This window comes from Staphylococcus sp. GDY8P45P, from assembly GCF_017892745.1.
In the GTDB taxonomy this organism is placed as follows: Bacteria; Bacillota; Bacilli; order Staphylococcales; family Staphylococcaceae; genus Staphylococcus; species Staphylococcus cohnii.
The window spans coordinates 1-22,784 of the sequence record NZ_JAESLS010000006.1 but is presented as its reverse complement, the minus strand read 5'-3'; the positions used below and the strand labels follow the sequence as shown (position 1 = coordinate 22,784).

20 protein-coding genes are annotated in these 22,784 nt (G+C 32.8%); 2 read left to right on the top strand and 18 right to left on the bottom strand.

Features of this window, described 5'->3' with window-relative positions; translation table 11 throughout:
- Nucleotides 1-214: 214 nt before the first annotated feature.
- A complete protein-coding gene (locus KA873_RS04875; protein ID WP_107504892.1) occupies nt 215-1,774 on the top strand; it encodes a M4 family metallopeptidase in 1,560 nt (519 codons plus the stop codon).
- A gap of 65 nt (nt 1,775-1,839) precedes the next feature.
- On the opposite strand, the gene recG is transcribed toward KA873_RS04875, so the two are convergent.
- The 5 genes from recG to KA873_RS04850 form a co-directional block, all read right to left on the bottom strand.
- Nucleotides 1,840-3,885, bottom strand: a complete 2,046-nt coding sequence (gene recG, locus KA873_RS04870) for an ATP-dependent DNA helicase RecG (protein WP_107504891.1) — start codon at nt 3,883-3,885, stop codon at nt 1,840-1,842.
- Between the two features lies 1 nt (nt 3,886).
- Nucleotides 3,887-4,756, bottom strand: a complete 870-nt coding sequence (sdaAA, locus tag KA873_RS04865) for an L-serine ammonia-lyase, iron-sulfur-dependent, subunit alpha (RefSeq protein ID WP_019467946.1) — start codon at nt 4,754-4,756, stop codon at nt 3,887-3,889.
- 13 nt (nt 4,757-4,769) lie between these two features.
- Nucleotides 4,770-5,435, bottom strand: coding sequence for an L-serine ammonia-lyase, iron-sulfur-dependent subunit beta (gene sdaAB / locus KA873_RS04860; RefSeq protein WP_040030555.1), 666 nt, complete (start codon nt 5,433-5,435; stop codon nt 4,770-4,772).
- A 366-nt stretch (nt 5,436-5,801) separates the two neighbouring features.
- Complete coding sequence (gene fakA, locus KA873_RS04855) at nt 5,802-7,463, bottom strand: fatty acid kinase catalytic subunit FakA (RefSeq protein ID WP_107384631.1); 1,662 nt, start codon at nt 7,461-7,463, stop codon at nt 5,802-5,804.
- Nucleotides 7,464-7,477: 14 nt separating this feature from the next.
- Nucleotides 7,478-7,849: an Asp23/Gls24 family envelope stress response protein gene (locus KA873_RS04850; RefSeq protein WP_019467949.1), complete on the bottom strand. Its 372-nt coding sequence runs from the start codon at nt 7,847-7,849 to the stop codon at nt 7,478-7,480.
- 240 nt (nt 7,850-8,089) lie between these two features.
- Between KA873_RS04850 and rpmB the strand changes: the two genes are divergently transcribed.
- A complete protein-coding gene (rpmB, locus tag KA873_RS04845; RefSeq protein WP_002483503.1) occupies nt 8,090-8,278 on the top strand; it encodes a 50S ribosomal protein L28 in 189 nt (62 codons plus the stop codon).
- 82 nt (nt 8,279-8,360) lie between these two features.
- On the opposite strand, the gene KA873_RS04840 is transcribed toward rpmB, so the two are convergent.
- The 13 genes from KA873_RS04840 to KA873_RS04780 form a co-directional block, all read right to left on the bottom strand.
- Nucleotides 8,361-8,996 (bottom strand): thiamine diphosphokinase, encoded by a 636-nt coding sequence (locus tag KA873_RS04840; protein WP_107386250.1) that lies wholly within the window; start codon nt 8,994-8,996, stop codon nt 8,361-8,363.
- A 5-nt stretch (nt 8,997-9,001) separates the two neighbouring features.
- On the bottom strand, nt 9,002-9,646 hold the full coding sequence (gene rpe, locus KA873_RS04835) for a ribulose-phosphate 3-epimerase (RefSeq protein WP_107384633.1): 645 nt from the start codon (nt 9,644-9,646) through the stop codon (nt 9,002-9,004).
- Nucleotides 9,647-10,522 carry a ribosome small subunit-dependent GTPase A gene (gene rsgA / locus KA873_RS04830; RefSeq protein WP_107505142.1) on the bottom strand — a complete coding sequence of 292 codons (876 nt, stop codon included), beginning with the start codon at nt 10,520-10,522 and terminating at the stop codon, nt 9,647-9,649. It lies immediately after the preceding gene.
- Nucleotides 10,523-10,812: 290 nt separating this feature from the next.
- On the bottom strand, nt 10,813-12,858 hold the full coding sequence (pknB, locus tag KA873_RS04825) for a Stk1 family PASTA domain-containing Ser/Thr kinase (protein ID WP_107386248.1): 2,046 nt from the start codon (nt 12,856-12,858) through the stop codon (nt 10,813-10,815).
- Nucleotides 12,855-13,598 (bottom strand): Stp1/IreP family PP2C-type Ser/Thr phosphatase, encoded by a 744-nt coding sequence (locus tag KA873_RS04820; protein ID WP_107505141.1) that lies wholly within the window; start codon nt 13,596-13,598, stop codon nt 12,855-12,857. The genes pknB and KA873_RS04820 overlap by 4 nt, the downstream gene beginning before the upstream one ends.
- 4 nt (nt 13,599-13,602) lie before the next feature.
- On the bottom strand, nt 13,603-14,697 hold the full coding sequence (gene rlmN, locus KA873_RS04815) for a dual-specificity RNA methyltransferase RlmN (protein WP_019467762.1): 1,095 nt from the start codon (nt 14,695-14,697) through the stop codon (nt 13,603-13,605).
- A gap of 3 nt (nt 14,698-14,700) precedes the next feature.
- The gene (rsmB, locus tag KA873_RS04810) at nt 14,701-16,008 is read right to left on the bottom strand and encodes a 16S rRNA (cytosine(967)-C(5))-methyltransferase RsmB (RefSeq protein WP_348634378.1); all 1,308 of its coding nucleotides are present in this window, start codon (nt 16,006-16,008) and stop codon (nt 14,701-14,703) included.
- A 2-nt stretch (nt 16,009-16,010) separates the two neighbouring features.
- Nucleotides 16,011-16,943, bottom strand: a complete 933-nt coding sequence (fmt, locus tag KA873_RS04805) for a methionyl-tRNA formyltransferase (RefSeq protein WP_107384641.1) — start codon at nt 16,941-16,943, stop codon at nt 16,011-16,013.
- The gene (locus tag KA873_RS04800; protein WP_107505140.1) at nt 16,936-17,424 is read right to left on the bottom strand and encodes a peptide deformylase; all 489 of its coding nucleotides are present in this window, start codon (nt 17,422-17,424) and stop codon (nt 16,936-16,938) included. The genes fmt and KA873_RS04800 overlap by 8 nt, the downstream gene beginning before the upstream one ends.
- A gap of 203 nt (nt 17,425-17,627) precedes the next feature.
- Nucleotides 17,628-18,317 carry a GNAT family N-acetyltransferase gene (locus tag KA873_RS04795; protein WP_107386245.1) on the bottom strand — a complete coding sequence of 230 codons (690 nt, stop codon included), beginning with the start codon at nt 18,315-18,317 and terminating at the stop codon, nt 17,628-17,630.
- Nucleotides 18,318-18,380: 63 nt separating this feature from the next.
- The gene (locus KA873_RS04790) at nt 18,381-19,652 is read right to left on the bottom strand and encodes an amidohydrolase (RefSeq protein ID WP_107386244.1); all 1,272 of its coding nucleotides are present in this window, start codon (nt 19,650-19,652) and stop codon (nt 18,381-18,383) included.
- A 15-nt stretch (nt 19,653-19,667) separates the two neighbouring features.
- Nucleotides 19,668-21,182 carry an AbgT family transporter gene (locus tag KA873_RS04785; protein WP_107386243.1) on the bottom strand — a complete coding sequence of 505 codons (1,515 nt, stop codon included), beginning with the start codon at nt 21,180-21,182 and terminating at the stop codon, nt 19,668-19,670.
- A gap of 54 nt (nt 21,183-21,236) precedes the next feature.
- Nucleotides 21,237-22,679 (bottom strand): M20 family metallopeptidase, encoded by a 1,443-nt coding sequence (locus tag KA873_RS04780; RefSeq protein ID WP_107521392.1) that lies wholly within the window; start codon nt 22,677-22,679, stop codon nt 21,237-21,239.
- Nucleotides 22,680-22,784: the final 105 nt, after the last annotated feature.

Sequence of the window (22,784 nt, the reverse complement as noted above, 5' to 3'; positions counted from 1 at the left end):
AACTAAAAACATAAGACTTTCTATAATATATCAGTTAAAACTGAGCATCTTTATTGTTAAAATAAAAAAGTTTTTTGTAGTTAATATATAATTAAAAATAATAGTATGTTAAATTATATAAAAATAATATGTATAATTTTAAAAATTCTTAACTATCAAGAAATTTTTAAGAAATAAATAGATCATACATTCCAATTCAAAGGGGTTGAAAACATTGAAAAAAGTAGTGACCAATACATTACTATCAGCAACATTTTTTGCAGCTATCTCTACTCAGTCCAACGCAAAAGAACTAAATAGTATCATTCCTGAACGCTTAGAAAGTTCAACTGAAACAGAAATTTCCAATAAAATAGATGTAGAAAATTACCTTCAAAACAATGCTACGTCTATGCTTAACAATAATAATAAAACGAAAACGGAATCAATTAATAAAAATGCTTTCAAACAATATAAAGTAATCAATAGCAATACTGATTCAACTGGCGTTTCGCATTATGAATTAAAGCCAAAAATCAATAATGTATTAGCAGATGATAGTACGATAAAAGTCCATGTCAACCGAGATGGTAAGGTATCACTCATTAATGGGCATATACACAGACAACATATCGACGTTAAAAACAAAGTAAACATTTCATCTTCTCAAGCAGAAAAATTAGCCTTTAAAGCGATTGGTAAAAAAAGTAATGATGTTGCAAACATAGATGGCTTTAAAATAGTGTCTAAAAACAAATTAGATATTAATAGTGAAAAAGAAAGATTTATACATAATATTGAATTAAATTACGTATCTCCAAAACTTGCGCATTGGCAAATACAAGTGGATGCTAGTACTGGGGAAATATTAAAAAAACAAAATGTGATTGAACATGCTTCGGAAGAAGGTTCTGGTATCGGAGTGAACGGGGATAAAAAATCACCACTTAACGTTTCTAGTAACGGTGGACAATATACTTTAAATGATACAACTACAGATGCGCATATTAATACTAAAAGTGCCGATGAAACCATTGATCGATTTTCTCCTATCACTCACGATTCAAAACATTTTGATGAAAAACAACAACGTCCGGGCGTCGATGCACACTATTACGCAAAAGCAGTTTATGATTATTATTTAAATACGCACGGCAGAAATAGTTACGACGGTAATGCTGCTGACATTAATTCTATCGTACACTTTGATAAGAACTATAATAATGCTGCATGGACTGGACAATATATGGTTTATGGTGATGGTGATGGTCAAACATTTAATCCTTTATCAGGCGCTAAAGATATTGTCGCTCATGAATTAACGCATGCAGTGACAGAAAGAACTGCTAATTTAGAATATGCAAACCAATCTGGTGCGCTCAACGAATCTTTTTCAGATGTTTTTGGATATTTTATAGATCCTGATAACTGGTTAATGGGTGAAGATGTATATACACCCAAACAAGATGGTGATGCGTTAAGAAGCTTAAAAAATCCAGAAAAATATGATCAACCAGCACATATGGACCAATTTTATACTGGCTCTGAAGATAATGGTGGTGTTCATATTAATAGTGGTATTCCAAACAAAGCAGCATATCTTACTATACAATCTATTGGTAAAGATAAGGCTGAACAAATATACTATCTAGCATTAACGCAATATTTGACATCCAACGCTGAATTTTCTGATGCTAAAATTGCTTTAAAACAAGCTTCAGATGAATTATATGGTCATGATAGTACCGAATCAAAGTCCATAGATCAAGCGTGGACTGATGTAGGGGTTGATTAGTAAATATAAAAAAACAGCAGTTTAGCGAAACCCGTACTAAATTGCTGTTTTTTTATATTATTTGGTTAATCGAAGCTTGTATATAGTAAATTATCTTCTACAAAAGTTCTTAACCTTTGATACTCATCTTCAAAAAATGCACCAGATTGTATTAATTCTGCTGCCTCATCTCTTGCTACTTCTAACATTTTGTAATCTTCAACTACATTGGCTACTAAGAAATCAGGTAATCCACTTTGTTTTACACCAAAGAAATCACCAGGTCCTCTCATTTCTAAGTCGCGTTCACTTAATTCAAAGCCATCTGTTGTTTGGGTCATTACATTCATACGTTCTATTCCTGTTTCTGTTTTAGGAGAAGCGATTAATACACAATAGCTTTGATGTTCACTTCTACCAACACGTCCTCTTAATTGGTGCAAAGTCGATAATCCAAAACGATCTGCATCGTAAATCATCATAAATGTTGCATTTGGTACATTAACGCCCACTTCTACAACAGTTGTAGACACTAATATATCAATTTCGTGCTTACTAAATTGTTGCATCACTTGATCTTTTTCTTCAGAAGTTAATTTACCATGAAGTAATCCAACTTTTTCAGTACCATAATAAACTTGTAAAGACTCAAATAATTCAACAACATTTTGTACATCTTCTAAATGCTCTGAACTTTCTATCAATGGACAAATCACATATGCTTGTCTACCTTTTTTTAATTCAGCAGACATTTGTTTTAATACACTTTCATATGCTTCATGCTTAGACCAAGAAGTTATAATAGGTTTCCTACCTTTTGGTAACTGTTTGATTGAGGATACATCCATCTCTCCAAAAACTGAAATCGCTAATGTACGTGGAATAGGTGTCGCTGTCATAAACAAAACATTTGTCATAGCACCCTTCTCTCTCAACAATTGTCGTTGATTGACACCAAAACGATGCTGTTCGTCTGTAATTACAAGACCGACATTATTAAACACAACATCATCTTGAATAAGCGCATGTGTTCCAATAATGCAATCTATCTCATTTTGCTCAAGTTGTTCCAACAAAATTCTGCGCTTTTTCCCTTTAACTGAACCTGTTAGTAAAGCAATATTCATTCTGTCACCAAATATCTCCGCAAGACTTTCAGCGTGCTGCTCGGCAAGTATTTCCGTAGGTACCATTAAAGCAGATTGATAACCTGCCGTTTTTAATGCATACATACAAATTGCAGCTACTACTGTTTTCCCTGAGCCAACATCACCTTGTAATAATCTATGCATACGGATGGGGGCCTTTAAATCTCTAAATATCTCATTGACACTTTGTTTTTGTGCGTCGGTTAATTCAAATGGCAAACTTGCTATAAAATTTCTAACTAATTGAATATCATAATCAATTTCGATTGCCTCATCTGAAATTTTTTCCAATCTATTTAGCCATTGCATTCTTAGTTCAAACATAAATAATTCAATAAATGCGTATGTTCTTCTAGCTTTGAGTAATGAGGTTTTATCAGGCGCAAGGTGCAATGTTTTGATTGTATCTTCTAGCGTTTCTAATTTATATTTTGCTCTTAACGAATCTGATATCCATTCATGAATCGTGACATGTCCTAATACTTGCCTAATCATATCACGTAGTGGTTTTTGCTTTATACCTTCTTTAATTCGATAAATGGGTTCAAATTGTACATCATCCATCGCTGATTGATTAAAAAACATTCGATTTCCGTTGATTTCTTGCTTGTTTCTATTCCATTTACCTTTAATCGTAATCGTTTGGTGTAATTCTAATTTGTTTTTCAGATAAGGTTGGTTAAAAAACACGCATTTTACAGCAATATTGTTAACCATTAGATGAACTGTAAGCTTAGATTTATTCCTACCAAAAAAAGCGACAGTGGGTGTTGAGTATACTTCCCCAACAACAGTCACCATCGCTTGATCTTCTGCTTCATTCAAGTCAATTACAGTATTGTCTTCATAACGCGTTGGTAGATATAAAATTAAATCCTCTACTGTATAAATGTTCAATTCATTTAATACCGCTAACCTTTTCGGACCTAAACCCTTGATTTGAGATAAAGGAAATGGACTTTCTATTAAATTGACTTTTGACATTTTAATCACCAAATATTTCTTGTTTTAAACGCTGTCCTGTCGGTGTACCTGCTAAACCTCCACGACCAGTTTCACGCAATGCTGAAGGCATCGTTTGCCCTATTTTATACATCGCTTCTATAACTTCATCTGTCGGTATTCTAGAAGTTACACCTGCTAATGCCATATCTGCTGATACGATTGCATTAGATGCTCCAGCTGCATTTCTTTTTACACAAGGTACTTCTACTAAACCAGCTACTGGATCACATACTAAACCTAGCATATTTTTCAAACAAATTGCAAAAGCTTCAGAAGATTGTTGAGGTGTACCACCTGCAAGTTCAACTGTTGCACCTGCTGCCATAGCTGCAGCAGAGCCAACTTCAGCCTGGCAACCTCCTGCCGCACCTGATATCGATGCATTATTTGCTACAACAAATCCAAATGCACCTGAAGTAAGTAAGAAATTTAACATATCTTTACGCGTAGGTTCTAGTCGTGGTTTCAAACCAAATAGAACGCCGGGAACTACCCCAGCTGAACCAGCTGTTGGTGTAGCACAAATTTTCCCCATTGCAGCGTTTACTTCATTTGTTGCTACTGCTTTACTCACAGCGTCTAATAATGTTGCACCAGATAAAGATTTACCTGTTTTTAAGTATTCTTTGATTAAAACAGCATCTCCACCTGTTAAACCAGTCGTTGAAGTAACACCTTCTAAGCCTTCATCTAAAGCATTTTCCATAGTTTGTAAATTCTTATCCATATGTGCATATACTTCTTCTTCTGATAGACCCGTAACTTCCATTTCTTGCTCGAGCATCACTTCATATATTTTTTTATTTTCTGTCTCACATTTTTCAATGAGTTCTTTCACACTTTTAAACATTGATAACCCTCCATTAGGCGTCGCCCATGAGTGAGACTGTCACTACACCATCGACGTTTTTTATTTTTTCTATTATTTCATCATTGATAGCATCATCTAATTCACAAGTCATTAATGCTTGGTCACCTTTTTCTTTTCTTGAAACTTGCATGCTGCCAACATTAATACTGGAATCACCTAAAATATTAGCTACGCGTCCAATCGTACCGAATGTATCTTTATGGAATACTAAAAGTGCTGGATAATTGCCACTAATTGCAATACTAAAACCATTGATTGCAACAACCTCTATTTTACCACCACCGATAGATACACCTTCAACAGAAATTTCTTTTTCTCCGTCTCTCATATTAATAATTGCAGTATTTGGATGAGAACGTTCTTCTGCCATTTCAATAAAATTTACTTTCATCCCAATTTCTTCAGCAGTTTCCAAACTTTTTTGGATTCGATCATCGTCTGTATCATATCCTAATAAACCACCTACAAGTGCAACATCAGTACCATGACCCTTATATGTTTCCATAAATGAGCCATACAAATATATATCAACTTGTTTTGGTATTTCATTAAATAAATCTTTAGCTACTAACCCAATTCTGACTGCACCTGCTGTATGTGAAGATGATGGACCAACCATTGTTGGACCAATTATATCGAAAACTGTTTTATATTTCATAATGGATACCCCACCCTTATTTTTAATCATTCTAAAGTGTTGCGCTTACATTTTATTTGCACCTTTATTATTATAACAATTTAAGTTAACATTATAAACTAATTTTGGTTGTACTGCTTTTAATTTAAAATTGTTACAAATTGCACACTATTGTGAATTGAATATACATATAAAAGTAGTGAAAATAATTATTTTTCACAATAAACGTTAATAAATTAAACATAACAATCTTGTATATACTTTTTAAAAATTTTAAATCTACCAAATGTTTTATTTTACTTCAAAAATAAATATACGTAACTAGATATGAAACATACCTAATTACGTATATTGATAGAAATTTTTGTCATTATCAACAAACTAAAATTATTCAACGGAGAACAGATATTGATATACTGGCTGATCACCTTGATGTTGATCTAGTTCAATGTCTGGATATGTTGCTTCAATCCAAGATTCAACATTGGATGTTATATCACCATTGGCATCTTCACCGATAATCATAGTGATGATTTCACTTTCATCAGTAATCATTTGAGACAATAGTTGCTTAACTGTCTCAAATTCGTCTTCATTACTTGTGATAATTTTATCTTCGATTAATCCCATAAATGCATCTTTTTTAATTTCTACACCATCAACTTTAGTATCTCTCACCGCGTAAGTAACAGAACCAGACGCTATCACTTCTAATGATTCAACCATACGTGCTTTATTGTCAGTTAGCTCGTCGGATTCATCAAAGTTAAATAATGCAGCTATTCCCTGTGGTATAGATTTCGTAGGAATGACAACAGCTTCAGCATCTACGATTGTTGCAGCCTGTTCACTCGCCATCATAATATTTTTATTATTTGGTAAGATGATTGCACGTTTACATTGTGATTGTTCAATCACTTTTACAATATCTTCTGTAGACGGATTCATTGTCTGGCCACCACTTATTAAATGTGTCGCACCCATGGATTTAAACAATTCAGATATGCCTTCTCCCATAGATATAGCGATGACTGCAGTGTCTACTGTTGAAGTTTCTTGATTAGATTGTTGTGCATTTGTACCTTTTTGTTCTTTTTTTACAACTTCACGATGTTGTTCACGCATATTCTCAACTTTTAGTTTAATTAATTCACCGTATTGCTGACCGTAATTAAAAACATCTCCGGGTTTTTCAGTATGTACATGAACTTTTACAATTTCATCATCATTAATAACTAATAAAGAATCACCAAATTGGCTCATCTCTTCTCTAAAAGTATTTTCATCGAATACTTTTTTATTAACTCCAAAACGAACCATCATTTCGGTACAATACCCATAAACAATATCTTCAGTATTAATCACACCGTGGAAGTCATGTTCTTCATTTACTAAAGTTTCTGTATCTAATTTTGGAGTTTCTGCAGTTACAGTTTCACCTTTTAACGCTTTTAGAAAACCTTCATAAACGATGACTAATCCTTTACCGCCACTGTCAACTACACCAACTTCTTTTAATACAGGTAATAAATTAGGCGTATTTTCTAAAGAAATATGAGCTTGTTCTATAATATATGTCACAAGTTCAATGCAATCTTCTGTTTCCTGTGCCTTTTGTATACCTGCATCCGCAGCATCTCTAGCAACAGTTAAAATTGTACCTTCTACTGGTTTCATAATTGCTTTGTATGCAGTGTCAACACCAGCTTTAAAACTGTCTGCTAATTGTTGCGCATTAATTTCACTAAATTCTTCTAAATTTTTACTAAAGCCTCTAAAAAGTTGTGATAAAATAACACCAGAATTACCTCGTGCACCCATTAATAAACCTTTTGAAAAGGTTTTACCTAACTCACCTATATGTTGAGATAAATTCTCTTCTACAGCTTCTCTACCTGATGTCATAGTTAAGTTCATATTTGTCCCAGTATCACCATCTGGAACCGGGTATACATTTAATGAATCTACTAAATCTGAATGATTAGATAAATTTTGTGCCCCTTGAATAATCATTTCGGCAAATAATTTACCATTTATTTTACTAACCATCTCGTTATGTCCTCCTAGTTTTTCTTGCCATTATCCACTCGTACGCCTTGTACAAATATATTAATTGAATTTACTTTAACTTTTAATGTTTGTTCTAATGTATATTTGACAGTTGATTGAACATTGCTTGCAACTTCTGATATCTTCGTACCATAACTTACAATAATGTACATATCAACATCCAACACACTATTTTCTTCTCTCACAACAATGCCTTTTGCATAATTTTCATAGCCTAATATTTCAGCAATTCCATCTCTTACTTGTTGTCTAGAAGCCATTCCTACAATGCCATAACATTCTACTGCTTTACTACCCACAACTGAAGCTATTACTTCGTTTGAAATGTCTATGCTACCATAATCATTTGTAATTTCTAATGTCATTTTATTGGGCCTCCTAGTTTATGGTTCTTACTTTATTTTTGATACTTTAAAACTTTTTATTAAGATTAAAAAATACAATATTATCCATAGTTTACAATTATATCATAAAATGAGTGTAACAAAAGTAGAAGCTATGTAAAGAAATTTTTTTCATTTTATTGCCATTATTTTTTTTATGTGGTACATTATTCAAGTATGTAGTAGATATGTGTATTTATATTTATTAAAGGAGGTACTTTCATGGGCAAACAATGTTTCGTAACAGGTCGCAAAGCTTCAACTGGAAACAATCGTTCACACGCTTTAAATTCTTCTAAAAGAAGATGGAATGCTAACCTTCAAAAAGTTAGAATTCTTGTAGACGGAAAACCTAAAAAAGTTTGGGTTTCTGCACGTGCTTTAAAATCTGGTAAAGTAACTAGAGTTTAATAAATATAATGCACGAAAAAGACCAATCCTTATGTGGAGGATTGGTCTTTTTTTTGTTTGAAATTAAATTTACTACGATGTATCAATCTTTACTTTTAATCATTAACACGCTACCTGAATGTATAGAAACAATGCCCTGTGGTTTTATTAATTCATTAGATATTGTCAATGTAGAACCTAGCTGTAAAGATGCTTGTTTCAATTCATATTTAAAATTGATTAATGAAATAACTGTGGGATATGCAATAGGAATAAATGATATATATGGGTAATTTAAATCTCTATCGATATTATAGTCTTTAGCAGATAGATATGAAATTTCATTTTGTTGATCAATGATTTTAATATTAATTTGTTTTTTTGTATATTCTGGCTTTTCTAATATTTGCATTGCACCCATAAAATGGTCTAAACGCCCTCCGGTTGCACCGTAAACACATATTTCACTATAACCTGAACTTATAGCTTGTTCGATACCTAATGCTAAATCAGTGTCATCTTTTTCAGAATTATATGGATTAATTGCTAATTTTTCAGTCAAATAATCCTTTTCTTCTTTAGTTATTGAATCAAAATCACCGACTGCAAATTGTGGCATAATCCCTGATTCAATCAAGATTAATGCACCTCGATCAATCCCTATCCATGCCTCATTTGTTTTATTTTGTAAAATGTTTTCTGGTAAATTTCTTGCACCGCATAATAAATTGACTTTCATTGACTTCAACCTTTCAATGTTTGCGTCACTTGTTTATAATCCTTTTGTTTAAAGAAATATGAACCAGCTACTAACATAGTAGCACCGTGTTCGATTACAGTTGCAACTGTTTCTTCGTTAATACCACCATCAACTTCAATTTCAAATGATAAATTTAATTCTTTCTTCATCTTGTCAAGTTGATCTAATTTATCAATACTTTCTTGAATGAAAGTTTGTCCACCAAATCCAGGATTGACTGTCATGACAAGTACATAATCCACCATTTTCAATACTGGAATAATCGCATCAACCGATGTACCTGGGTTAATGACTACACCAGCTTTTACATTTGTCTTTTTAATTTGTTGTATCACTCTGTGAATATGTGGCGTTGCTTCTACATGTACTGAAATCATATCTGCTCCTTGCGTTGCAAAAAGCTCTACATATTTTTCAGGTTCTTCTATCATTAAATGTACATCTATTGGTAAATCAGTACCCTTCCTAACTGCTTCTAATATAGGTAATCCAATTGAAATGTTTGGAACAAATTGACCGTCCATCACATCAAAGTGCACACCATCAACACCTGCATCTTCCAAAGCCTTTAATTCCTTTTGTAATTGTAAAAAATCAGCTGATAATAATGATGGATATAATTTTGCCACTTAATATCTTTCCTTTCTGTTTGCAATTTCTTTAAATAATTGTAAATAATGCTCATATCTAAAATGAGCTATATTTCCTTTTTCTATTTCATTTTTAACGTTACATTTGGGTTCGTTTATATGGTTGCAGTCTCTAAATTTACATTGTTCGCCATATTCATTGATTTCCATGAAATAATGTTTCACTTCATCTTTTTGAATATGATTAAAATCTAGCGCACTAAATCCAGGCGTATCAGCTATAAAGCCATTTTCTCGTTCAAATAACTCTACATGTCTTGTAGTATGTCTTCCTCTATTTAAGGCTTTAGATATATGTTGCGTTTCAATATCCAATTCTGGAAAATATTTATTTAATAACGTAGATTTCCCTACACCTGACTGACCGCTTAATACCACTAGTCCTTCACCCCATTGTGTGAAAACCTCACCAATATGGTCTTCAACACTTATAAATTGTGTATTATATCCCATCTTTTCATAAACTTTTAGTGTCTGCAATATTGTATTTTGCATGTTAGGTGAAGTAATATCCCGTTTTGTTACTAATATGCGAGGTCTCATATGATAAGAATGTGCTATTACTAAAAATCTATCCAATAACTGAGTTGAAAATTCAGGCTCTACTGCACTCATCACTAATACAAGATGATCAACATTGCTAACTGGTGGTCTTTTTAATTCATTTTTTCGTTCATGAACATGGTGAATATAGCCCTCTGTAATATTTTCAACTTCAAAATCTACAACATCACCAACTATAGGCGAAAATTTATTTTTTCTAAATAATCCACGTGGTTTTGTGTCATACATTTCTCCATTTACATCTACACGATATACACCACTTAATGATTTTATGATGCGTCCTGTTTTCACTTAGGCACCCCTCTTTTTAAAGCTTTACATACTATATTATAGCAAAGGCTTTTTAATTTAAATACGATTTGAGACTATTTCAGTTAAAAATAAATAACAGAGCATTATAACTACGAGCAATCGTAGAAATAACACTCTGTTATAAACGTTTTTTAAAAGCAGTACGCTGTGCATAAGCGCAACTAAACTCTCTTCGCTTTGCTCCATTCGCCTTTCGGTTCGCTGAAGCCTTTGGCTTCTGCATAAGCGCAACTAAACTCTCTTCGCTTTGCTCCATTCGTTAAGTTGCGCTAAAAATCGTAAGGAATATCTTTATCAGCTACAACCTTACCATCAACTCGAATGGTATAACCAGCCGTCTCTCCTTTTTCAATAGTCATCGGAATGGTTACAGTTTTGTCATCTTTAATTTTAAAGCTTTGTGCAGCTGACGATCCTTTGTCATCTTTATCTCTCACATATACCTTCACTTCTTGACTTTCATCATCATCACCCGTATAGGGAACTTGATAGGTTTCTGTATATGTTTTAGTTTGTGATTTTTCATCTTCTTTAGATGACTTATCTTCTTGCTCATCAGAATCTTTATCATCTTTTTTCTCTGATGATTTCGGTTCACCTGTGGATACCACAAATTCTATAGTAGAACCTTCATCTACTTCTTCGCCTTTAGGTGATTGACTAATGACATTATCCTTTTTAACTGTTTTATCAGAGCGTTTTTCTACAGTAGCTACTTTAAACCCTTTAGATTCCAGCTCGGATTTAGCAGTCTTAAACGATTTTTTCTCATAATCATCCACATAAACTTGTTTAACACCTAACGATTCAGTCAATTTAATATCACTATCATTGATTTTCACTCTGTCTCCTGGTGAAATACTTTGTGCTTCAATTAAACCTTTAGCAACATTTTGTTTTGTATAAGATTGGTCAACTTTAGCATCATCAATTCCTAGTTTTTTTAATTTATTTAACGCTTCTGATTTTGGTAAGCCATATAAATTTGGCATTTCTGCAGTTTTAGGACCTTTTGATAATACAATGTCTACTTTACTTTGCTGTTCTAAACGCTCACCTTTTCCTGGTGTTGTTTTAATAATTTTATTCTCCGGATACTTATCACTGTATGCTCTTGTAGTTTTGCCTAATTCTAGTTTGTTATCTTTTAAAATACCTTCTGCTTCTTTTTCAGTTTTACCTATTAAATTAGGTGTTTCTAAATATTTATTACCAAACATTCCCATAGCCATGAAACCAAAAAGTCCAAATAAAAGTAGTACGATGATTAAACCATAGAAAAACTTTTTCTTTTTTGATCTTTTTTTCGGAGGCATCGCATATAATTGTTCCTCATTTGATTGAAAATATTGTTGATTAACAATTGGAATTTGCATGGTTTGATTCATGCTTTTTGATTTATCTTCAGCACGTGTCTGATTAGCTATTTCATTTTTATCAATAGGAACCGTTTTAGTGTCAGCATCAACAGAATGATATGGTGATTCATTCTCTCGCTCTTTTGACAGCACAGTAGACAAGTCATCTTGCATTTCTTGAACTGTTTGATAACGATCATTCTTATCTTTTTCAGTAGCTTTTAGCACGACATTGCTCAGTGATTGTGGTACTTCAGAACGTTTATTAGAAACATTAGGCATCGGATCTTGAATATGCTTTATAGCAATGCTTACTGCTGTTTCACCTGAAAATGGAGGTTGCCCTACTAACATTTCATAAAGCACAACACCAATAGAATATATATCCGTACCGTTATCTGTTGCATCACCGCGAGCTTGTTCAGGAGAAAGGTATTGAACTGTACCTAAAACATGATTTGTTTGAGTCATCGTTGTTTCACTTAATGCTTTAGCAATACCAAAATCTAATATTTTTAATGTTTGATCATGATTCACCAAAATATTTTGAGGCTTTACATCACGATGAACAATTTTTGTATCATGTGCATGCTTTATTCCTTCAATAATTTGTTCAGTAAATTTGATTACAGTTTTGATGTCTAAAGGTCGATGTTGTTGAATATATTCTGATAAAGTGGGACCTTCTATGTATTCCATCACTAAAAAGAAATTTTCATCATTTTCAGTAACATCAAAAACATTAACGATATGTTTATGTGAAAGTTGTGTTAAGTTGTGAACTTCACGCTCAAAACGCTTTATTGTTTCTTCTTTTTCACCAGAAGGTATCCTAATAGCTTTGATTGCTACATTGCGATTCAAAATAGTGTCATCAGCCAAATAAACCGTGCTCATGCCACCGCCGCCAAGCTTTTTTATCACTTTATAACGTTCGCTTATTAATTTTCCAATCATACCTTATCTCCTTCAATTTCTGCTAAAACAATGCTTACATTATCATTTGTTTCTTGTGATAATGCTAATTCAATAAGATTCCGACCATGTGTTTCTAGATCATTTTCTTGCATTAATTCTTCTTGAATCATTTGATTTCTTGCAAAGTCTGTTAATCCATCCGAATTTAATAATAGAAAATCATAAAAATTGGTTCTTTTTACAAAAATATCTGGTGTTACTACTTTATCCGTACCCATGACTTTTGTAATGATATTCTTTTGGGGATGATTAAATGCTTCTTCGACACTAATTTGCCCAATCATTACTAAGTGATTAACGAAGGAATGATCATTTGTAATTTGTTCAATTTCTCTACTATTAATCAAATATCCTCTTGAATCACCAATATTTGCGACAACGACATAATCATCAAATACAAGTGCACAAACACAAGTTGTTCCCATACCATGATAGTCTGCATTGTCAACTGAGAGTTGATATAATTCACGGTTAATCGCTTTTAGTGTGGTTCTCAGCCAATCTTCAGCTTGGTTAGGTTCAATTAAATTTTCTTCTTCAAAACGACGTTGCAACTCATCTGTCACAAATTGACTTGCTACTTCTCCTGCTAAATGTCCACCCATACCATCACAGAGTACAAGTAATTGTTGTTCTGTTTGATTAAAGAACACACCACCTGCATCTTCGTTCTTATCACGATATTGACCTGTGTCAGTAAAAAATTGTGCTTTTAGCATACTATTACCTCGTTTCTACTTTTCGTTCCTTAGCTCTTAATTGACCACATGCTGCATCGATATCAGCACCTTGTTCTCTTCTTATTGTTGCATTAATACCTAGTCTCTTTAATTCTTTCTCAAATTTAAAAATATCCTCTTTAGGTGTCTTAACGTAATTTCTTTCTGGTACATGGTTTACAGGTATTAAATTCACATGACAGTTTAATTTTTGGATTAAATGTGCTAATTCTCTTGCATGTTCAACTTGGTCGTTGACTCCTCCAAACAGTCCATATTCAAATGTAATACGTCTATTTGTTGTTTCTTGATAATATTTAATGGCTTCCATTAATTTTTCAACATTATACGCTCGATTAATAGGCATTAAACGAGAACGAATTTCGTCATTAGCACCATGTAAGCTTACTGCAAAATTTATTTGAATATCTTCGTCAGCAAAATCATAAATTCTAGGTATAATACCAGAAGTAGAAACAGTAATATGACGCGCACCTATATTTAAACCATTATCATGGTTAACAATCTTTAAAAAGTCCATCATTTCATCATAGTTTTCAAATGGCTCACCAATTCCCATGATTACAATTTGTGATACACGTTCATCGGTTTCATCTAATGCTTTTTGGACAGTGAGTACCTGAGATACAATTTCTCCCGCTTCTAAATTACGCTTTAGGCCACCTAATGTGGATGCACAGAATGTACAACCTATACGGCAACCCACTTGAGTAGTAACACATACGGAGTTCCCATATTCATGTCTCATTAATACTGTTTCAATCGTGTAACCATCTTGTAATTCAAATAAAAACTTAATCGTTCCGTCTCTACTTTCTTGTTTAACTACTGTAGTCATCACTGTCATTGCAAAATGGTCTTTCAAAAGTGCTCTTAGCTCTTTAGACAAATTTGTCATTTCATCAATGCTATCTACTCGTTTTTCATATAACCATTCAAAGATTTGTTTCGCTCTAAATTTTTGTTGTCCATTTTCTTTTAACCAATTTTCCATTTCATCATATCTCAAAGAGTAAATAGATTGCTTTTCGAAATTGGGAAGAAATTTATTTTTTTTCTTCTTCTCTGCAGTTATCATTATTTATTGTTCCTTTCTTTTTATCCTAGTAATGAAAAAGCCATCAGAATTAAATTGCTGTGGTAGCACCTGTAACGTTTTTACTTTTTCTCCACTGATTGGATGTTCAAATAAATCAAATTCAAAATCTTTATTTTCTTTTAAAAATGTATATATAACATTTTCATTTTCTAACTGTTCTATCGTACAAGTTGAATAAACTAATGTGCCACCAGGTCGTAAATGATTTTTCACGTTATTTAAAATTTCTAGTTGAATATTCACTAAAGATTGAATGCTTTGTTGACTTTGTTCATATTTGATTTCTGGCTTATGTCTAAGTACACCCAAGCCACTACAAGGTGCATCTACCAAAATCTTATCATACACTTTATCATAATTTTCCGTCGCATCGTGACTAAAAGCAGAAATGTTAGATAATCGTAATTTTCGAATATTAAAATCAATCAAGTCGATTTTATGTTCATGGATATCTGTCGCATCTACATGTCCAGTACCGTGAAGCCTTTCTGCTATATAGCATGCCTTTCCGCCAGGTGCACTACAAGCATCTAATACAAGGTCGCCATCTTGGAGATTCATTACATCAGCTACAAACATAGAGCTTTTATCTTGGATAGACACTAGACCATCTTTAAATACACGTGACTCTATAATTGGTTTACCACTAATATGTAAACAAATTGTAATGTCACTATCTTGCGTTACGGTATAACCTTCGTCTTCTAAACGTTGCATCACATTTTCAACTGAAATTCTTGTCAAATTGACCCTTACAGTTGTTGTCACTTTTGTTAAAAATGATTGTGCAATTGCTTCAGTTTCTTCTATTCCAAAGTGTGTAACCCAGTGATCAACAAGCCATTTGGGCAAACTATATTGAATAGCAATGCGCTTTTTATCGTCCGTAATTTCATTAAAATTTGGTAATTCACTGCGCATAAGGTTTCTCAAAATCCCATTAACCACATTACCGTTATGCGGGCCACCTTTATATTTTGCTATATTAACAGCTTCATTAATAATCGCATGTTCAGGGACTTTATCCAAGTAAATATACTGATAGATACTCATCCACAGTAATTGTCTGACCCAACCTTTAAGTTTAGTTTGTACGAAAGGTTTCAAATAATAATCAAGTGTATATTTTCTTTTTAATGTACCATATACCAATTCGGTTAATAAATTCTTATCTGCCCGGCTCAAATCATTATTGGTTAATACCTCGTTAATAATAATATTACTATATGCCTTATCATTAATAATATCTTGTAATGTTTCAAAAGCTAATAATCTTACATTAGTTTCAATTGTCATTTTAATACCTTCCCAACGAGTGTTGATTGCACACCACTTAAGTAATTAGCTGTAGGCATTCTTTTTTTACCTGCAACTTGAATCTCTGTTAATGCAATCGCATCGTTAGAACCTGTAGCCACAATAATTGCTTTCTTAGTTGTCTCTATTATTGTACCCGGTTCACCATCTTTATCATTTTCAATGCGAGAAGCATAGACCTTTAAATTTTCTTCATCCATTATTGTGTAAGCAACCGGCCATGGAGACAAGCCTCTAATATGGTTATAAATTACTTCAGCAGGTTCTGACCAATCAATTTTTTCATCTTCACGACGAATGTTAGATGCAAATGTTGCTTCGTCTTCATTTTGAACAATACTTTCATTCGTACCATTAATAATAGAAGGAAGTGTTTCTTTTAATAATTCAGCACCTAAAAAGCTTAATTTATCATGCATCACACCAACATCATCTTGTGGTTCAATATCGATTGCTTTTTGAGATATAATATTTCCAGCATCCAATTTCTTAGCCATATACATGATAGAAATACCAGTTTGTTTTTCTCCATCAATAATCGCTTGATGTATGGGAGCGCCACCTCTATATTTAGGCAATAATGATGCATGCACATTGATAGCACCTAACTTTGGTGAATCCAATAAAGTTTGTGGTAATAATTGGCCAAATGCTGCAGTAACAATTAAATCCGCGTTCAAATCAATCAACATCTGTAATTCTTCAGATTGTGACAGTTTTTCCGGTTGATATACAGGAATTGCATGTTCTATCGCAACTTGTTTCACTGGTGGTGGTGTTAATTTTCGTTTTCTGCCAACTGGTCGATCAGGTTGTGTAACTACTGCTATGACATTATGTTCTGCAATTAACATTTCTAACACTTTTGTCGAAAAATCAGGTGTGCCCATAAAAATAATTCTACTCATTTTCAAAATACGCCTCCACTTCTGCTTCAGTCAAAATTTTATCCGCACGTTCTGTAAAAAACTTCCCTTCAAAATGATCAATCATATGTAATATCATACGCGCAATATCATCATATGCTGTCATCTCTACTTCATTTCCATTTTTATCATTACTTTTAACAACAATCATTTTACTTCTTTCAACTTCACCATAAATGTCAGGTAATGAAATAGATCCTTCTAAGTCAGTTACTTTTTGGTCTGATTCGCGAATAATTTTTGGATTGATAAGTTGTAACAATCCATCTACTTCCATATCGATAATAGCTACTTTTTGTAAGATGCCAATTTGTGGCGCACATATGGCAGAAGCTTCAACTTCATACATAGTGTCTTCTAAATCGAGCAATAATTGAGCTAAGTTTTCATCAAATCGCGTTACATCAGGAACGTTTTTATGTAAAATTGGATTTTCTGCTGCAACAAGTTGCTTTATTGTCATACAAATTACTCCTCATAAAAATTCATCACATCATTATAACTTATTTTAGTTAAATTTGCACCAAGGTTAGATGAAATGCAAGCGTTAAAACAATACATATTTTCTTTTTTACGCTTTTACTTCATCACAAAATATAACCGCAAGCTCTCACATACAAGCTTACGGTGTAATATATTTTTATGCTCCAGTTAACTTTTGTAAAATCATAGCGATAACTTATTGATTTGATTACCAAATTCATCAAAATTGTTTTCGTTCAACCAATTTTCAAACTTACTTTTATAAAGTGACCACTCATCTGCTAACATAGCAAGCCAGTATGTATCTCTACTTCGTTGTTTATAAATAGTATGATGTTTAAATAAACCTTCATATTTGAACCCAAGTCGTTTTGCTGCTTTTATAGATGGTTCATTGAATGCATCACACTTCCATTCATACCTTCTATAACCCAACGTGTCAAAAATATATTTTGCTAATAAGTAGTGTGTCTCTGTAGCTATACGTGTTTGTTGCATTTTATTAGCATAATGAATATGCCCAACTTCAATCGTTGCATTTTGTTCATTTATTCTCAGTAATGATAAAATACCTACCACGTCATTATCCAATTGATCAATTATAGCAAAAAAGTATGGATCTTTTGTTTGTCTTTTATTATTTATATATGCTGCAAAATCATCATAACTTTGAGGCTGCTCATCCGGTAAATAAGTCCAATTAGGTGCATCATCTTGTGCCTTGAAATGATTAAATAAAGGGTTAATATGTTGCGAAGTTAATTTTTCTAACCTACAGTACTTCCCTTCTAACACATCAACGGTTGGTGCTTTGGGTTGAGTGAAATTGATTAATGACTTACCAATAGGTTGTTTAAACTGATTATATTCCATTTATTTCCTCCCTTTTAAAATCAATAAGTATAAACCATTATCATATAACATTTCCATTAACGATTAAGCATTGAAATGTTTAGCAATTGCATATAATACATTTATACCATTAAATATATCTTGTTCAACAATATCAAACTGTGGATGATGATGATTAAATGAATGGTTTGAGCCTATATTTAAATATAGACCTTCATGCCCTAATTCTTGAACTCTTTGAATAAAGTAAGTTGCATCTTCACTGCCAGATGGTGTAATTTCTTCTTTTAAAATTTTTAAATCAGCTACTTCTTTTGAAATTAATGAATAAATTTTTTCTTTCAACTTACTTGAAGGTTCGATGCTAGGCGCTTCTCCAACTTTAATTTGGAAAATTTCAACCTTAAACATTTGTTCAACGCCTTGTATAATTTCAGAGACACGACGCTTCATAAATAGATTAACTTCGTTGTTGATACCCCTTACTTCAATTTCAAGTTTAACTTTATCAGCTATGATATTCCTACTCGAACCTCCCATAATCTTTCCGACATTAATTCGAGAATCGCCATTCTCATGTCGTTGAATTGCATACAATTGCTGTATGAGCGTGGCAGCAGCTAATATCGCATTACTACCATCTTGTGGATTAGCACCTGCATGGCTGGATTCACCATTTATAAATAAATCATATTTAGTTGAGGCCATAAAACCTTCAACAGACGTAATAATTTCATTCGATTTTCCATTTAAACCAATATGTGTTGCAAAGAAATAATCAACGTCATCAACAACTCCTTTTTTCACCATAGAAAGTGCACCTCGCACGCCTTCTTCTGCTGGTTGAAAAATAAGTTTTATTTTACCTTTATTAAAATCACTTACATTAATTAAATTTGCTAAACCAATACCCATAGTCATATGTGCATCATGTCCACATGCATGCATATAACCTTCATTTTGCGAACTAAACTTTGCTTGATAAGGTACATGACATTCTGACGTGCTTTCTTGAATTGGTAATGCATCTATATCAAATCTAAAAGCTAATGTTGGCCCTGGTTGTTCAAAATGTTTTGTTGCAACCAAACCAGTTAAGCCATCTTTGAATTTTTCAATTTTAAATCCATTATTTTCTAAATATGTGATATGTTCATTCAATGTTTCCTCGCTCGGTCTACCCAGCATATAATGCGAATCCATAACTTCATCACCAATTTTCAAATCAAAATCTAATAATTGAAGTTCATCATACAGTATATTTGCCGTATTTATTTCTAAAAAACCCGGTTCAGGTATCGTGTGTAGCTTTCTTCTTAGTTTTTTTAAATATGTTTTTTGATTATCATTTAGCATTACTTTCTCGCTCCTTTATTTTAAATCTTTCGTAACACCAGGACCTACCGGCAATCCTGTTAAATAGAAAAATGCTACTAGAATAATCCATGTAAATAAGAATGATAGCGTATAAGGTATCATTAATGAAATTAACGTACCAACACCTGCTTTTTTATCATATTTATTTAAGAAAGATAGTATTACCACAAAATATGGGTTTAGCGGTGTAACAGTCGCAATTGAGGAATCAGCCACTCTGTATGCCACTTGTGTAAAGCCTGGGTGCACACCTAGTTGCATAAACATTGGCACAAATACCGGCGCTTCTAACGCCCACTTGGCCGAACCAGATGTGATTAAGAATCCAAGGAAGGCAGTAAATATAATGTATAGGATAATCAATGGGAATCCAGTTAAATTAATACTTTTCAGAAATTCTGCACCATTAACAGCAATCCATGTAGCCATATTGGACCATTGGAAAAAACTTATAAATTGTGCTGCAGCAAATGCTAAAACAATATAACCTGATAAGTCTCGTACAGCATCGGTCATATATTTACCTATGTCATGTGTAGTATGAATTTTATTGTCAACAATACCAAACGTAATACCAATGATTAAAAACAATACCAATATAATTGGCACAATACCATCTATAAAGGGTGAGTTTATAATTGAACCATTTTCACCACGTAAAGGACTATTTGGTATAAATAATGTGATAACAATTGCAAGTATATATAATAAAGCAGCAATCAATGAACTAATCAATGCTTTCTTAGCAGTAGGAGATGACTCATCTACTTCTAAATCATCTACTTTTTTATTATATTCACCTAGTCTCGGCTCTATAATTCTCGTAGTTACCAAACCACCAACAATCGTGAGTGCAAATGTTGAGACAATATTAAAATACCAGTTGGATACTGGTGAAACTTTTAAACCTGTGTCAATAATCGAGGCTGCTTCAGTACTGATACCAGATAGTAATGCATCTGTACCAACTACAAATAAATTTGCTGTAAAACCAGCACCTGCTGCACCAAAACCAGCCGCTAACCCTGCGATTGGATGTCTACCTAATTTATAAAAAACAATTGCAGCTAATGGAGGTACCAAGATCATTGCTGCATCTGACGCAATATTCCCCATTATACCGACAAACACTACAACATATGTAACTAATGAAGAAGGTGCTTTTGTAATCGTTTTTCTAATAACATATTCTAACAAACCTACTTTTTCTGCTAAACCAACACCTAACATCATAGCAATGACAATTCCTAATGGTGCGAATCCCGTGAAGTTTGTAATCATGTTTTCTAACATATATTGTAATCCGTCACCAGATAGCAAATTTTTAACTTCTAATGTTTTCTCACTTCCTGGTGGTCTAACAGTTGCACCATACATGTTAAATATAAATGAAAGCACTACCACAACTAATGCTAAATATATAAAAAGAAAAAATGGATGAGGTAATTTATTGCCCAAATATTCTACCTTATTTAAAAATTTACTTTGCTTTTTTACTTTATTCGCCATCAAAACGCCCCTTTATTTTACAGAATTTTCTGAAATATAATGGTGTATTTTAAATCATAATGTTGATGGTTCCACATCATCCGGTATAGGGTTTTTATAAGGATATTTTTCTAATTTTTCCTTATGCTCTTTTTTTATCGCTTTTAAAAGTTGTTCATCTTTTAGAATATGTATAGCAGTGTTAGCCATAACGCTTGAAGCCCTAAACATACCTTTGAATGCATATGTTGATAATCCTTGCGACACCATTTGCCATGTATGTAACGGTGTGCCCATAGCTTCAGTTGTACACGTACATTGAGCTGTAGGCGTTACCCAACTAACATCCGCTACATCAGAAGAACCCATCATAGGTGTTTCTGGAATTATGTAATCATTAACAATATTACTGAGTTTCATATTTTCTAATTTATCACTATCTTTAATGACACCAAAGCTCTGTAACATTTTTCTAGCATTTCCTTTTTCACCTTGTGTCAAAGAGTCCCAAATATTTTCCGCAAAATCCAATTCTTCTTTAGTATATGAAATAGTTTTTTCTTCTTCTTTTAAATATTGATACATAATTTCTTCCATTTTACGATTGGGAGAATAGTCAGAACATGCCTTATCTATTTCTATTTCACATTCTGTACCAGTCATTAATGCTGCACCTTGAGCTATATTTTTGACTCTATCTAATAATTCATTTACTTCGCTTAGATTTTCCGCACGAATTAAGTATAATACTTCAGCATTTGATTGAACTACATTCGGTGATATCCCTCCTGTATTTGTCAAAGCATAATGAATTCTATTTGTCATTGGCATATGTTCCCTTAGATAATTGACACCCACATTCATTAATTCAACAGCATCTAAAGCACTTCTACCTAATTCTGGTGAATTTGCAGCATGTGAACTGATACCTTTAAACCGAAAATATACTTGAAAATTAGCTAAAGTTTTGTTGCTCATAATGGCATTTGCTGGTGAAGGATGCCAACAGAAAGCATAATCCAATTGATCAAATACACCTGCTCTCGACATAAACGTCTTCCCAGAACCGCCTTCTTCTCCTGGACAACCATAATATATAACTGTACCTGATAAGTTGTTTTCTTTTAAATAAGCTTTAGTTGCTATTGCAGCTCCTAATGAACCAACACCTAATAGATTATGACCACATCCGTGCCCATTAGTTTGTCCATCTATAGCTTGTTCAATATCTGTCAGTGCTTTTTGACTTAAACCAGATAAGGCATCAAACTCACCTAAAAACCCTATGATAGGCTTCCCTTGGCCATACTCGCCTTTAAAAGCAGTTTTAATGTCAGCTAAATTTTCTTCAATTTGGAATCCTTCTTCTTCTAGTACAGTTAGTAATTTTTTAGAAGATAAGTATTCTTCAAACCTTGTTTCGGGATGAGACCATAAATATTTACTGGTCTCGATTAAAAGTTCCTCTTTTTCGAAAATAATATTATTTACAAATTTTTGATGATTTATATTAGTCATAAAAACTCCTCCTTTTATAAATTAATAATATGTTATCATTATAATTTATATTACGAAAGCGTTTTCATTATTCAAATAATATTTTTTTCGATAAAGTCCGTATAA

Bases quoted from the DNA above. Each gene is read 5' to 3' on its own strand.
- KA873_RS04840 (WP_107386250.1), bottom strand. From the start codon at position 8,996: ATGAAAGTCAATTTATTATGCGGTGCAAGAAATTTACCAGAAAACATT.
- pknB (WP_107386248.1), bottom strand. From the start codon at position 12,858: ATGATTGGAAAATTAATAAGCGAACGTTATAAAGTGATAAAAAAGCTT.
- KA873_RS04795 (WP_107386245.1), bottom strand. From the start codon at position 18,317: ATGGAATATAATCAGTTTAAACAACCTATTGGTAAGTCATTAATCAAT.
- KA873_RS04820 (WP_107505141.1), bottom strand. From the start codon at position 13,598: ATGCTAAAAGCACAATTTTTTACTGACACAGGTCAATATCGTGATAAG.
- KA873_RS04780 (WP_107521392.1), bottom strand. From the start codon at position 22,679: ATGACTAATATAAATCATCAAAAATTTGTAAATAATATTATTTTCGAA.
- sdaAB (WP_040030555.1), bottom strand. From the start codon at position 5,435: ATGAAATATAAAACAGTTTTCGATATAATTGGTCCAACAATGGTTGGT.
- sdaAA (WP_019467946.1), bottom strand. From the start codon at position 4,756: ATGTTTAAAAGTGTGAAAGAACTCATTGAAAAATGTGAGACAGAAAAT.
- KA873_RS04850 (WP_019467949.1), bottom strand. From the start codon at position 7,849: ATGACATTAGAAATTACAAATGATTATGGTAGCATAGACATTTCAAAC.
- KA873_RS04790 (WP_107386244.1), bottom strand. From the start codon at position 19,652: ATGCTAAATGATAATCAAAAAACATATTTAAAAAAACTAAGAAGAAAG.
- KA873_RS04785 (WP_107386243.1), bottom strand. From the start codon at position 21,182: ATGGCGAATAAAGTAAAAAAGCAAAGTAAATTTTTAAATAAGGTAGAA.
- recG (WP_107504891.1), bottom strand. From the start codon at position 3,885: ATGTCAAAAGTCAATTTAATAGAAAGTCCATTTCCTTTATCTCAAATC.
- rpmB (WP_002483503.1), top strand. From the start codon at position 8,090: ATGGGCAAACAATGTTTCGTAACAGGTCGCAAAGCTTCAACTGGAAAC.
- fmt (WP_107384641.1), bottom strand. From the start codon at position 16,943: ATGAGTAGAATTATTTTTATGGGCACACCTGATTTTTCGACAAAAGTG.
- fakA (WP_107384631.1), bottom strand. From the start codon at position 7,463: ATGGTTAGTAAAATAAATGGTAAATTATTTGCCGAAATGATTATTCAA.
- KA873_RS04800 (WP_107505140.1), bottom strand. From the start codon at position 17,424: ATGACAATAAAGCAACTTGTTGCAGCAGAAAATCCAATTTTACATAAA.
- rlmN (WP_019467762.1), bottom strand. From the start codon at position 14,697: ATGATAACTGCAGAGAAGAAGAAAAAAAATAAATTTCTTCCCAATTTC.